The sequence below is a fragment of the Bacillus sp. LR_5 genome, assembly GCF_042709275.1.
The window spans coordinates 1-11,759 of sequence record NZ_JAVAXX010000208.1 but is presented as its reverse complement, the minus strand read 5'-3'; the positions used below and the strand labels follow the sequence as shown (position 1 = coordinate 11,759).

Below are 11,759 nucleotides of genomic sequence, written 5' to 3'. Positions count from 1 at the left end.
ACCTTAAAGTAAACGAACCTCGAGAAGGGATTCGGCCCCGCTAGAGCGGATTGCAGGTACAGGGCACCGCTACCTCCCCGCTTAGCACGGCAAAATAAATATCAAATTTTATATCGCATCTATTATGATGCATACATAAGTATATCGTTTCCCCCTAAAAATTGCAACCGGACTACTCAGACAAGTTTTTCCTGAAGGCTTTCTTCTTTTTTCGCAGTTCTCTAAAAAATGAACTGAGCATTCCTCCGCATTCCTCCTCAAGCACTCCGCTCACCACTTCAGCCTGGTGGTTAAAGCGCTCTTCCTGCAAAAGGTTCATAAGCGTGCCTGAACAGCCGCCTTTAGGATCAAATGCACCAAATACCACTTTTTCCACTCGCGAAAGCACAACGGCACCGGCACACATCGGACAAGGCTCAAGTGTCACATAAAGAGTTGCACCCTCCAGCCGCCACGTTCCCAGCGCCTTACACGCTTCATCAATCACAAGCATTTCCGCATGAGCGATTGACCGCTGCTCCGTCTCTCTTAAATTATGTGCACGCGCTATGATTTCATCGTTAACGACAAGCACGGCGCCGATTGGCACTTCACCTTTCTCTTCAGCTTTTTTCGCCTCTTTAATTGCTTCTTTCATATAAAGTTCATCTTGTGTCATAAGAATAAGCTCTCTTTTCAAAGTTTTTTCATTGCCTAAAAAGGCTACATATTAACTATAACTGAAACGGAAAGGAGACTGTTAATTGTCCAAAGCAGACACAGCTCTTCTCATTGTAGACATGATCAATAATTTTGAATTCGATATGGGAGAAAGCCTCGCTAAAAAAACAGAAAAAATCGTTCCTCACATTTTATCATTAAAGGAGCATGCGAGACAAAATGACTGGCCGATTATTTACATTAATGATCATTACGGACTTTGGCAAGCTGATATTAAAAATATTCAGCAAGAATGCACGAATGAAAGAAGCAAGAATATCATCAGACAAATAGCGCCGAAAGATGCTGACTATTTTTTAATCAAACCGAAGCATTCCGCCTTTTACGAAACTGCCCTTCACACTCTCCTTACCGAATTGCAGGTGAAGCATATTATTTTAACAGGTATAGCCGGTAACATATGCGTGCTGTTTACCGCTAATGACGCTTACATGAGGGAATACAGCATTACGATTCCTAAGGACTGCATTGCCTCAAATCGTGACGCAGACAACGAATTTGCCTTAACCATGATGGAGAATGTTCTTCTCGCGGAAATTACGACGGAGAAACAAATTACAGAAAAATAAACATGATCAGCGCTTTTCTTTCATACATTGATAGCGATATGAAAGGAGGCGTTTTTCATTCAAATTTATGTGGTGAAACAAGGCGACACTCTTTCTGCTATCGCTTCACAATACAGAACAACTGTAAATGAAATCACAGAAACGAATGAAATACCGAATCCCGACAGCCTTGTTGTCGGACAAACCATTGTCATTCCAATAGCCGGCCAGTTCTATGATGTTCAACAAGGTGATACCCTGACATCCATCGCACGGCGGTTCAATACAACAGCAGCCGAGCTTGCCAGGGTTAACCGAATCCAGTTAAATACCGTACTGCAGATTGGTTTCCGCTTATACATCCCTCCGGTTCCTAAACGAGACATCGAATCAAATGCTTATTTGGAGCCCCGCGGAAATCAAGTCAGCGAAAATCTCCAGCAGGCGGCCAGAGAAGCGTCGCCCTACTTAACGTACCTTGGCGCATTCAGTTTCCAGGCACAGCGGGACGGAACCTTAGTCGCACCGCCTTTAACGAATTTAAGAAGCATTGCAGAGAATCAAAACACGGCATTGATGATGATTATAACGAACCTAGAAAACCAGGCATTCAGCGATGAACTCGGCCGAATCCTTTTGAACGACGATGCTGTAAAAAGAAGACTTTTGAATGAAATAGTCGAGAATGCCAGAAGATATGGTTTCTTTGATATTCATTTTGACTTTGAATATTTGCGGCCTCAGGATAGAGAAGCCTATAATCAATTTCTGCGCGAAGCAAGGGATCTTTTCCATCGAGAAGGCCTAGAAATTTCTACAGCGCTTGCCCCTAAAACAAGCGCAACACAGCAGGGCAGATGGTACGAAGCCCATGATTACAGAGCCCATGGCCAAATTGTCGACTTTGTTGTTCTCATGACATATGAATGGGGCTATAGCGGCGGGCCGGCTCAAGCCGTTTCGCCAATTGGGCCTGTTCGGGATGTCATAGAATATGCTTTGACTGAAATGCCTGCGAATAAAATTGTCATGGGCCAGAATTTATATGGGTATGATTGGACGCTTCCATATACAGCAGGGGGAACCCCGGCAAGAGCAATAAGCCCTCAGCAAGCCCTTGTCATTGCCGATCAAAACAATGCAACCATTCAGTATGACCAAACAGCTCAAGCGCCTTTCTTCCGCTATACTGATGCTCAAAACAGAAGGCACGAGGTATGGTTCGAGGATGCCCGCTCGATCCAAGCAAAATTCAATCTGATTAAAGAGCTGAATTTAAGAGGCATCAGCTATTGGAAGCTGGGTCTTTCCTTCCCGCAAAACTGGCTGCTGCTTTCTGATCAATTTAATATTGTCAAAAAGACGTTTCGATAATTTGGAAACGTCTTTTTTTCATGGGGGCACCCAAGGGTTGTGATACAATATGAAGGTCGGTAACTGACGAACGTTTTTCAGAAATAAGGAGGATTCCGATGAATACAGCCCCTTTTATTGCAATAGAAGGTCCTATCGGGGCAGGAAAAACAACCCTCGCGACAATGCTCTCACAAGAGTTTGAATTCCCTATGATTAGTGAGATTGTTGAGGACAACCCATACCTTGATAAGTTTTATGACAATATAGAGGAATGGAGCTTCCAGCTTGAAATGTTTTTTCTTTGTCACAGATACAAACAGCTTGAAGACACCAGCGATCACTTTTTAAAAAAGGGACAACCTGTGATAGCTGATTATCACATTTATAAAAATGTGATTTTTGCAGAACGCACCCTGTCTCAGCGTCAGCTGGAAAAATATAAAAAGATTTATCACCTGCTAACGGATGATCTGCCAAAACCAAATTTCATCATTTACATAAAGGCTAGTCTGCCCACATTGTTACACCGCATTGAAAAACGCGGACGCCCCTTTGAGAAAAAAATTGAAACAAGCTATTTGGAGCAGCTGATCGCAGATTATGAAGTCGCCATCAAACAGTTGCAGGAAGCCGATCCTGAACTTACAGTGCTAACTATAGATGGTGATTCAAAGGATTTCGTTTTGAATAAGAGCGACTTTGAACGCATTGCCGCCCATGTAAAGGAGCTTATCGTATGAAGGAACATCATATCCCGAAGAATTCAATTATCACAGTAGCAGGAACAGTAGGTGTCGGAAAATCGACTTTAACAAAAGCTTTGGCTAAAAGGCTTGGATTTAAAACCTCTCTGGAGGAAGTCGATCATAATCCATACTTAGAAAAGTTCTATCATGATTTTGAACGTTGGAGCTTTCACCTGCAAATCTATTTCTTAGCTGAACGATTCAAAGAACAGAAAACGATTTTTGAAGCCGGCGGAGGATTTGTACAGGATCGTTCAATTTATGAAGACACAGGAATTTTTGCAAAAATGCATGCTGACAAAGGGACAATGTCAAAGATTGATTATAAAACTTACACAAGCCTTTTCGAAGCAATGGTCATGACACCGTATTTCCCACACCCAGATGTATTGATCTATTTAGAAGGAGATCTGGAGAACATTTTAAACCGGATTGAAGAACGAGGCCGTGAAATGGAGCTTCAGACAAGCAGGTCTTATTGGGAAGAAATGCATACACGCTATGAAAACTGGATAAGCGGTTTTAATGCCTGCCCTGTTTTAAAACTCCGTATTGAGGATTATGATCTGCTGAATGACGAAAGCTCGATTGAAAATATTGTAGATCAAATCGCTTCAGTTATTCATGAAAATCAAAAAAAGTGAATCTCAGCTGAGATTCACTTTTTCTTTATAATAAAAAATCCGTTGCATCGAATGCAACGGACAAAACAATCTCCAATATATGCTTGTGTTTCATTAGAATTAAAATCAATATGGCGGAGGAAGAGGGATTCGAACCCCCGCGGGCTTTGACACCCCTGTCGGTTTTCAAGACCGATCCCTTCAGCCGGACTTGGGTATTCCTCCGTATCGACAAGACTTACTATATCATGAATGTTCTTATATGGTCAAGCATTTTTAAAAACTTTTTTGTTTTTATAAAAATATCGTGTTTACTCAGGCAAAAAGGCGCACCTTATCAGGTACACCTTTTCACAATTTTATGGTTTTATTACTTCTTTATTCCCCATATAAGGGCGAAGCACTTTTGGAATTACAACGCTTCCGTCTTCCTGCTGATAATTTTCTAAGATAGCGGCTACTGTTCTTCCAACCGCCAGACCTGACCCGTTCAGTGTGTGTACATGCTCAGGCTTGCCTTTCGCTTCACGTCTAAAACGAATGTTCGCACGTCTTGCTTGGAACGCTTCGAAGTTGCTGCAAGAAGAAATTTCACGATATGTGTCTTGGCTTGGAATCCAAACTTCGATATCGTATTTTTTCGCAGCCGTAAAGCCTAGATCACCCGTACACATGCTCATGACACGATATGGGAGCTCAAGCAGCTGGAGAACTCGTTCTGCTTGGTTTGTAAGCTTCTCTAATTCTTCATAAGAATCTTCAGGCTTCACAAACTTCACAAGCTCAACTTTATTAAATTGGTGCTGACGGATCAATCCGCGTGTATCACGCCCTGCTGAACCAGCTTCAGAACGGAAGCAAGCACTGAATGCCGCATAGTTAATCGGCAGACTGTCACCTGAAAGGATTTCATCGCGATGCATGTTTGTAATCGGGACTTCCGCAGTCGGAATTAAGAAGTAATCTTCTTCTCTGATTTTAAACGCATCCTCTTCGAATTTAGGAAGCTGACCCGTTCCCGTCATGCTTGCGCGGTTTACCATATAAGGCGGAATCACTTCAGTATAGTTATACTCATCTACATGAAGATCAAGCATAAAGTTATAAAGCGCACGCTCCAGACGAGCACCTAAACCTTTATAGAACACGAAACGGCTTCCTGTTACTTTTGCAGCACGTTCAAAATCTAGAATACCCAGCTCATCTGCAATATCCCAGTGCGGCTTCGGCTCGTAAGCAAATGAAGGCTTTTCGCCCCATTTACGCACTTCTATGTTGTCGTCTTCTGTTTCACCGACAGGGACAGACTCATGCGGAATGTTTGGGATTGAAAGAAGAATGGTATCAAGCTCAGATTCCACTGATCTTAATTCTTCATCAAGTGTTTTAATTTCCTCGCCGACTTCACGCATTTCTTTAATAATGTGATCCGCGTCTTTTTTCTCACGTTTCAGTACAGCAACCTGCTGAGATACTTCATTCCGTTTTCCTTTTAACTCTTCAACCTTGCCGATAAGCTCTCTTCGTCTATCGTCCAGCGCCTCAAACTTATCAAAATCAGTTAAGTCTTCGCCTTTGTGTACAAGCTTTGCTTTAATTTCTTGAAAATTTGCTCTCAGCATTTTTGTATCAAGCATGCGAAACACTCCTTTTTTATTGATTTGTCGAAAATAAAAAGAGCCCTCATCCCCATAAAGGGACGAGAGCTCTCGCGTTGCCACCCTGATTGAAAACAAGCCAAAGACTCGTTTTCCACTTTCACACATAACGGTTATCCCGTAAATGCCTACTTGTTTCAGCATTTCGCTCAAGGATGGATTCAGACAGCATCTTTCACCGATTCGCACCAACCATCGGCTCTCTTAGAAAGAGAGGCTTCTTACTAGTTCCTATCAACGCTTTTCGATCTTTATTTGTGCTTATAATGTACTATAAGTTTCCACAGCTTTCAACTGTTTTATACAAGTGCTTTCTGCTTGTATTCCTCAACCATTTGAACAAACAGCTGTGTCACTCGGTGATCTTCTGTCAGCTCCGGATGGAACGAGCAGCCCAGGAATTGATCCTGTTTAGCAGCTACAATACGACCATTATGCTTCGAAAGAACCTCCACATTTTCACCAGCTTCTAAAATATGCGGCGCGCGGATGAATACCCCTGTAAAAGGCTCGTCCAGGCCTTTGATTGTTAAATCAGCTTCAAAGCTGTCAACCTGCCGGCCAAACGAATTACGCTCAACAACCACATTCAGCAGACCTAAATGAGGATTATCTGAACCAGCAATTTCTTTTGCTAATATAATTAATCCGGCGCATGTCCCGAACATCGGTTTTCCCTGAGCAGCAAAATTACGAAGCGGCTCCATGAATTGATACGTATCAATCAAACGGCGCATCGTCGTGCTCTCACCGCCAGGTAAAATCAGTCCGTCAATTTCGTTCAGCTGCTCAGGGCGTTTAACGACAAGACCAGCCGCACCGCATGCTTCAATTGCATGGATATGCTCTCTAACTGCTCCTTGAAGTCCTAGTACTCCTATTGTTAACATGTCAGCAGCGCTCCTATATTCTTACCAGCCGCGTTCTTGCATACGCTGTTCTGGAAGTAAGTTTGAGATTTCAATCCCTTTCATTGCAGTACCAAGCTCTTTTGAAAGCTCAGCGATCAATTTGTAATCAGTGTAGTGAGTTGTAGCTTCCACAATTGCTTTCGCAAACTTAGCAGGGTTGTCTGATTTGAAAATACCAGAACCAACAAATACTCCGTCAGCACCAAGCTGCATCATGAGAGCAGCATCAGCAGGAGTGGCTACGCCGCCAGCGGCAAAGTTAACGACAGGAAGCTTGCCATCTTTTTTAATTTGAAGAAGAAGTTCGTAAGGAGCACCTAAGTTTTTCGCTTCTGTCATGAGTTCATCCTCACTCATCGCAACTACTTTGCGCACTTGAGCGTTTACTTTGCGCATATGGCGAACAGCCTCAACGATATTCCCTGTTCCAGGCTCACCTTTCGTACGAAGCATAGAAGCGCCTTCAGCAATACGGCGTGTTGCTTCACCAAGATCACGGCAGCCGCAAACGAAAGGAACTGTGTATTCATTTTTATTTAAATGAAATTCTTCGTCAGCCGGAGTCAGAACTTCACTTTCATCAATATAGTCAACACCCATAGCTTCAAGCACCCGCGCTTCAACAATATGTCCGATACGCGCTTTTGCCATTACTGGGATAGATACTGCATTCATTACTTCTTCCACGATTGTAGGGTCAGCCATACGGGCAACTCCTCCAGCCGCGCGAATATCAGCTGGTACACGCTCTAGCGCCATTACAGCTACAGCTCCAGCCTCTTCAGCAATTTTCGCTTGTTCCGCATTGATGACGTCCATAATGACGCCGCCTTTTTGCATTTCTGCCATTCCGCGTTTTACACGTTCAGTACCTGTTTGAGCCATTTCTTGGTCCCCCTAATCAAGGTATAATTGTATAATTTCTAATCCTTATTGTATCCTAGAAATCCAATAATTCATATGGATATATATTATTTTATTCGGTTTTTAGCGCTTTGAAAATCATTTTTTCTTAAAAATTGGGTTTTTTCTGTATATTAAACGAAAGAGCCCTAACATACATCAGAGCTCTTTCATTTGATTAAAACCAGCCGGTTACCGTATCAACAATGCTTCCCCAAATGCCGGCGAAAAATCCGCCAATACTGCGCATTGTCAAAACAAACCAGTTTGCTTTTTCTACATTTTCTTTTGTAACAAGGTCTACGCCAGCAAGATTGCTGTTAAGGAATCCGTAATCCTTTTCATCGCCTGTATATTCCGCAGTCAGTTTCCCAACCTTGGTTCCTTTTTTCACAGGAGCAGTCAAGGTCTCTTTATTTAGTGTGACCTTCGCTTTGTAATTCTTTTCTTCGCCATTTTTGACAGGAAGAGAGAACGCTTTGTTTGTCACAATGCCTACTTCTTTCTCTTTACCCTTATCAACTGAAATTGTTTTATGGCCTTTTACTTGATCGCCTTCAGCATAAATTTCTTTCATGGAGAAATTGTCGAAAGCATAATCGAACATTTTTTTCGTTTCATCGAAACGGCCTGTATGTAGATTGCCTTTTGCGTTTAATACAACAGTAATAACACGCATTCCATTGAGTTCAGCTGTTCCTGTAAAGCATGAACCGGCAGAGTCAGTAGAACCTGTTTTCAGTCCGTCTACAGTCGCTTTTTTATACTCGCTGACAAGCCCTTTCAGCATAAAGTTCCAGTTCGGCATGTCCATTTCATCATCAGTGCCTTTTCTGAACTTCGTTTTGGCGATACTGGAAGTCTCCAGAATCTCAGGGTAGTCAGTAATCAAGTGATCCGCAAGAATCGCCATGTCCTTAGCAGAAACTTCACTTTCTTCATCTACGCTTGTCCCCTCAGGCTGATGCCCGTGAAGATCTTTGTTTTCAAGACCTGTTGCGTTAACAAATTTGTAATCTGTTAAGCCTAGTTCTTTTGCTTTTGCATTCATTTTCTCAACAAACTTAGTTTCAGAACCCGCAACGACTTCTGCTATCGCAATAGCAGCAGCATTTGCAGAGTAAATTGCTGTAGCTTGGTATAATTCTTTTACTGTGTATTTCCCGTCTTTCCGAAGAGGAACGTTTGATAAGCTGTTATCTTGGGAAATCTCATACACATAGTCATCAGGCGTATAGGTTTGATCCCATTTCACTTTACCCTGATCAATTGCTTCTAATAACAGATACTCTGTCATCATTTTTGTCATACTGGCAATTGGCAGTCTCTTATCTGCATTTTTACTGTATAGAATTTTACCTGAAGAAGCTTCGATCATAATAGCAGCAGATGCATTGATATCAATTGGATCGCTGGCTGCTTTTGCTTTTGACATTGGAGCCAGACAAGTGACAGCTAGTGTTAACACAACCAATGACATCAATAGCTGTTTACATTTCTTGATGTTCAATCGTACGACCTCCGTATTTCATATTCTTCATCTATAATTAAGCCGTTAAGGACATTTTCAATGCACAACAGTATAAATTTTATCATAATCAGTATAAAAAAAATAGACAGAGTCAGAGACCCTGTCAAATGTTTTTAATTTGTAACAATTTATTATGAAATTGTATAGTTCGGAGATTCTTTTGTAATCTGTACGTCATGCGGATGACTTTCACGAAGTCCCGCGCCAGTCATGCGAATGAACTGGGCTTCTTCTCTTAAAGCGTGAAGATCTTTGGATCCGCAATATCCCATACCAGAACGAAGACCGCCGACTAGCTGATAAACTGTTTCTTCAACTGGTCCTTTGTAAGGTGTGCGTCCTTCAATTCCTTCAGGAACAAATTTTTTGTTTTCTTCTTGGAAGTAACGGTCTTTACTTCCTTTTTCCATTGCAGCAACTGACCCCATACCGCGGTATACTTTAAATCTTCTGCCTTGGTAGATTTCAGTTTCACCAGGGCTTTCTGACGTGCCTGCAAGCAAGCTTCCGAGCATAACAGCATGTCCGCCGGCTGCCAATGCTTTAGTAATATCGCCAGAGAATTTAATTCCGCCGTCGGCGATGATTGTCTTGCCGTGTTTTCTTGCTTCAGTCGCACAATCATAAATCGCTGTGATTTGCGGAACACCGACACCTGCTACAACGCGTGTAGTACAAATTGAACCAGGTCCGATTCCAACTTTGACAACGTCTACTCCAGCTTCGATAAGAGCTCTTGTCGCTTCAGCTGTTGCCACGTTCCCAGCAATAATGTTTAATTCAGGATATGTTTCACGGATTTTTGTTACTGTGTTTAATACGCCTTGAGAATGTCCGTGAGCTGTATCAATAACAATAACATCGACATTGGCTTCAACAAGCTTTTTGACGCGAGTCATTGTGTCGCCAGTTACGCCAACTGCCGCGCCAACGATCAGACGGCCGTGAATGTCTTTAGATGAGTTCGGGAACTCAATGACTTTTTCAATGTCTTTGATTGTGATAAGACCTTTTAATTTATTCTGGTCATCAACGAGAGGAAGCTTTTCAATTTTATGTTTCTGCAAAATCTTTTCAGCTTCATCAAGAGTGGTTCCTACAGGTGCAGTAACAAGCTCTTCTTTCGTCATGACATCGCTTATTTTCATTGAGTAGTCAGAAATAAAACGAAGATCACGGTTTGTTATAATTCCGACAAGCTTTTGGTCTTCTTCGTTATCTACAATCGGAACACCAGAAATTCTGTATTTCCCCATCAAGTGCTCCGCATCAAATACTTGGTGATCAGGAGTTAAAAAGAAGGGATTTGTGATAACGCCGCGCTCAGAACGCTTTACTTTATCAACTTGTTCAGCCTGCTGTTCAATGGACATATTTTTATGAATGATGCCCAAGCCGCCCTGTCTAGCCATTGCAATTGCCATTGCTGATTCTGTTACAGTGTCCATACCTGCGCTGATGACAGGAATATTCAGCTTTAACGTTTTTGTAAGTTCTACAGATAAATCCACATCACGCGGAAGTACCTCTGACTTGGCTGGCACAAGCAGCACATCGTCGAACGTTAAGCCTTCTTTTGAAAATTTACTTTCCCACATTAGTAAATCCCCCTCTTTTCGGCAAAATATTATATGTAGATTATCAACTAGCCAAGAGCATGTCAAGGAAGCGAGAAAGAGTTGAAATATTTAGATAACGGAAAGGATAAAGAAATACATATGACATATCATGAGTGGAAAGACTTAGCGCTATTTTATTCCGTTGAATCAACCCAGAAATTTCTAGAAAAGGTTTATACCTTAAACGGTATTGACGATGCGAAAAAGAACTCTTTTAAAAACAGTGAACGGTTTATTTATTTCTTAAAGCATGCCGAATCGTTTTATAAACAAGCTTCATATTCCCCTTTAGAAATCAAACCGATTCTTTTATTTTACGGAATGGCTCAGCTTATCAAAGCATGCCTCATAACACGGGATCCTCATTATCCAAGCCATACATCAGTACTGGCACATGGCGTAACAACAAGAAAACGAAAGAAACAGAATTATTGTTTTAGCGATGATGAAGTGAAAATACAACGGAACGGCCTATGCATACATTTCATGAAACACTTATTCGGACAATCGGATATAGTAGATGAACGGTATACCATGAAAAAATTATTAATGGCGATTCCAGAACTAAGTGATACTTTTTATTTTCAGCAGAAAGAACGTTTTATGACAAAAGTCGAGAAGGAAAGGGACAGGATTTCTGTACCAGAGGATGTGGTGATCAATTATAAAATGTCTGATTCAAGATTTGCCGAATATATGTCCCATCATTTTCAATGGTCTTTTGAAAGAAAAAATGAACACGAGCTGCTGTTTGAAATTTCACCGCAAGACACGAAGCCATGGACATCAATCAGCTTGTTGTATGACATGGGTAAGAACCAATATTTTATCCCTTCTCAAAGGGAACAATTTCTGAGACTTCCAGAAATGGCAATTCACTATTTAATTTTGTACAACATAGGGATGATTGCGAGGTATGAGACAGAATGGTGGTATGAGTTGTTAACGCAGCATATAAGTGATGATTACGTGCTAATTCAGCAGTTTTTATTAGTGACAGAAAACAAATTCCCAAAATACGCTTTACAATTTCTTCTTCATTTTTGATAAACAAAAAACCCAGCTCAATGAGCTGGGTTTTACCTTGCTTGGCGGCGTCCTACTCTCACAGGGGGAAACCCCCGACTACCATCGGCGCTGAAGA

General features: G+C 41.7%; 11 protein-coding genes, 1 tRNA gene, 1 other RNA gene and 1 other annotated feature. Of the genes, 5 read left to right on the top strand and 8 right to left on the bottom strand.

What is annotated here, in order from left to right; genetic code table 11:
* Both ffs and tadA read right to left on the bottom strand, forming a co-directional pair.
* Positions 1-90, bottom strand: an RNA gene (ffs, locus tag RAC86_RS27885) — signal recognition particle sRNA large type; the annotation flags it as partial.
* 82 nt (positions 91-172) lie between these two features.
* Positions 173-658: a tRNA adenosine(34) deaminase TadA gene (gene tadA / locus RAC86_RS27880; RefSeq protein ID WP_014112280.1), complete on the bottom strand. Its 486-nt coding sequence runs from the start codon at positions 656-658 to the stop codon at positions 173-175.
* A gap of 85 nt (positions 659-743) precedes the next feature.
* Between tadA and RAC86_RS27875 the strand changes: the two genes are divergently transcribed.
* The 4 genes from RAC86_RS27875 (at position 744) to dck (ending at position 4,014) form a co-directional block, all read left to right on the top strand.
* Positions 744-1,289 (top strand): cysteine hydrolase family protein, encoded by a 546-nt coding sequence (locus RAC86_RS27875; protein WP_061187059.1) that lies wholly within the window; start codon positions 744-746, stop codon positions 1,287-1,289.
* Positions 1,290-1,358: 69 nt separating this feature from the next.
* Complete coding sequence (locus RAC86_RS27870) at positions 1,359-2,642, top strand: LysM peptidoglycan-binding domain-containing protein (protein ID WP_072565613.1); 1,284 nt, start codon at positions 1,359-1,361, stop codon at positions 2,640-2,642.
* A 98-nt stretch (positions 2,643-2,740) separates the two neighbouring features.
* Positions 2,741-3,364, top strand: coding sequence for a deoxyguanosine kinase (gene dgk, locus RAC86_RS27865; RefSeq protein ID WP_072183366.1), 624 nt, complete (start codon positions 2,741-2,743; stop codon positions 3,362-3,364).
* Entirely contained in the window at positions 3,361-4,014 is a 654-nt protein-coding gene (gene dck, locus RAC86_RS27860) for a deoxyadenosine/deoxycytidine kinase (RefSeq protein WP_013307891.1), read from the top strand. The genes dgk and dck overlap by 4 nt, the downstream gene beginning before the upstream one ends.
* Before the next feature lie 111 nt (positions 4,015-4,125).
* On the opposite strand, the gene RAC86_RS27855 is transcribed toward dck, so the two are convergent.
* The 6 genes from RAC86_RS27855 to guaB form a co-directional block, all read right to left on the bottom strand.
* Positions 4,126-4,218: transfer RNA gene (locus tag RAC86_RS27855), tRNA-Ser, on the bottom strand.
* 134 nt (positions 4,219-4,352) lie between these two features.
* Entirely contained in the window at positions 4,353-5,630 is a 1,278-nt protein-coding gene (gene serS, locus RAC86_RS27850; RefSeq protein ID WP_061187062.1) for a serine--tRNA ligase, read from the bottom strand.
* Between the two features lie 55 nt (positions 5,631-5,685).
* Positions 5,686-5,898, bottom strand: a binding site (T-box leader).
* Between the two features lie 52 nt (positions 5,899-5,950).
* Positions 5,951-6,541: a pyridoxal 5'-phosphate synthase glutaminase subunit PdxT gene (gene pdxT, locus RAC86_RS27845; protein WP_072565612.1), complete on the bottom strand. Its 591-nt coding sequence runs from the start codon at positions 6,539-6,541 to the stop codon at positions 5,951-5,953.
* Between the two features lie 21 nt (positions 6,542-6,562).
* On the bottom strand, positions 6,563-7,447 hold the full coding sequence (pdxS, locus tag RAC86_RS27840) for a pyridoxal 5'-phosphate synthase lyase subunit PdxS (RefSeq protein ID WP_003225444.1): 885 nt from the start codon (positions 7,445-7,447) through the stop codon (positions 6,563-6,565).
* 196 nt (positions 7,448-7,643) lie between these two features.
* Complete coding sequence (gene dacA, locus RAC86_RS27835) at positions 7,644-8,975, bottom strand: D-alanyl-D-alanine carboxypeptidase (RefSeq protein WP_072565611.1); 1,332 nt, start codon at positions 8,973-8,975, stop codon at positions 7,644-7,646.
* A gap of 152 nt (positions 8,976-9,127) precedes the next feature.
* Positions 9,128-10,594, bottom strand: coding sequence for an IMP dehydrogenase (gene guaB / locus RAC86_RS27830; RefSeq protein WP_014112273.1), 1,467 nt, complete (start codon positions 10,592-10,594; stop codon positions 9,128-9,130).
* Positions 10,595-10,714: 120 nt separating this feature from the next.
* Between guaB and RAC86_RS27825 the strand changes: the two genes are divergently transcribed.
* Positions 10,715-11,662, top strand: coding sequence for a YaaC family protein (locus tag RAC86_RS27825; protein ID WP_072566799.1), 948 nt, complete (start codon positions 10,715-10,717; stop codon positions 11,660-11,662).
* Positions 11,663-11,759: the final 97 nt, after the last annotated feature.

Excerpts from the sequence above, each read along its gene's own strand:
- tadA (WP_014112280.1), bottom strand. The coding sequence starts at position 658 with ATGACACAAGATGAACTTTATATGAAAGAAGCAATTAAAGAGGCGAAA.
- dgk (WP_072183366.1), top strand. The coding sequence starts at position 2,741 with ATGAATACAGCCCCTTTTATTGCAATAGAAGGTCCTATCGGGGCAGGA.
- dck (WP_013307891.1), top strand. The coding sequence starts at position 3,361 with ATGAAGGAACATCATATCCCGAAGAATTCAATTATCACAGTAGCAGGA.
- serS (WP_061187062.1), bottom strand. The coding sequence starts at position 5,630 with ATGCTTGATACAAAAATGCTGAGAGCAAATTTTCAAGAAATTAAAGCA.
- pdxT (WP_072565612.1), bottom strand. The coding sequence starts at position 6,541 with ATGTTAACAATAGGAGTACTAGGACTTCAAGGAGCAGTTAGAGAGCAT.
- pdxS (WP_003225444.1), bottom strand. The coding sequence starts at position 7,447 with ATGGCTCAAACAGGTACTGAACGTGTAAAACGCGGAATGGCAGAAATG.
- guaB (WP_014112273.1), bottom strand. The coding sequence starts at position 10,594 with ATGTGGGAAAGTAAATTTTCAAAAGAAGGCTTAACGTTCGACGATGTG.
- RAC86_RS27825 (WP_072566799.1), top strand. The coding sequence starts at position 10,715 with ATGACATATCATGAGTGGAAAGACTTAGCGCTATTTTATTCCGTTGAA.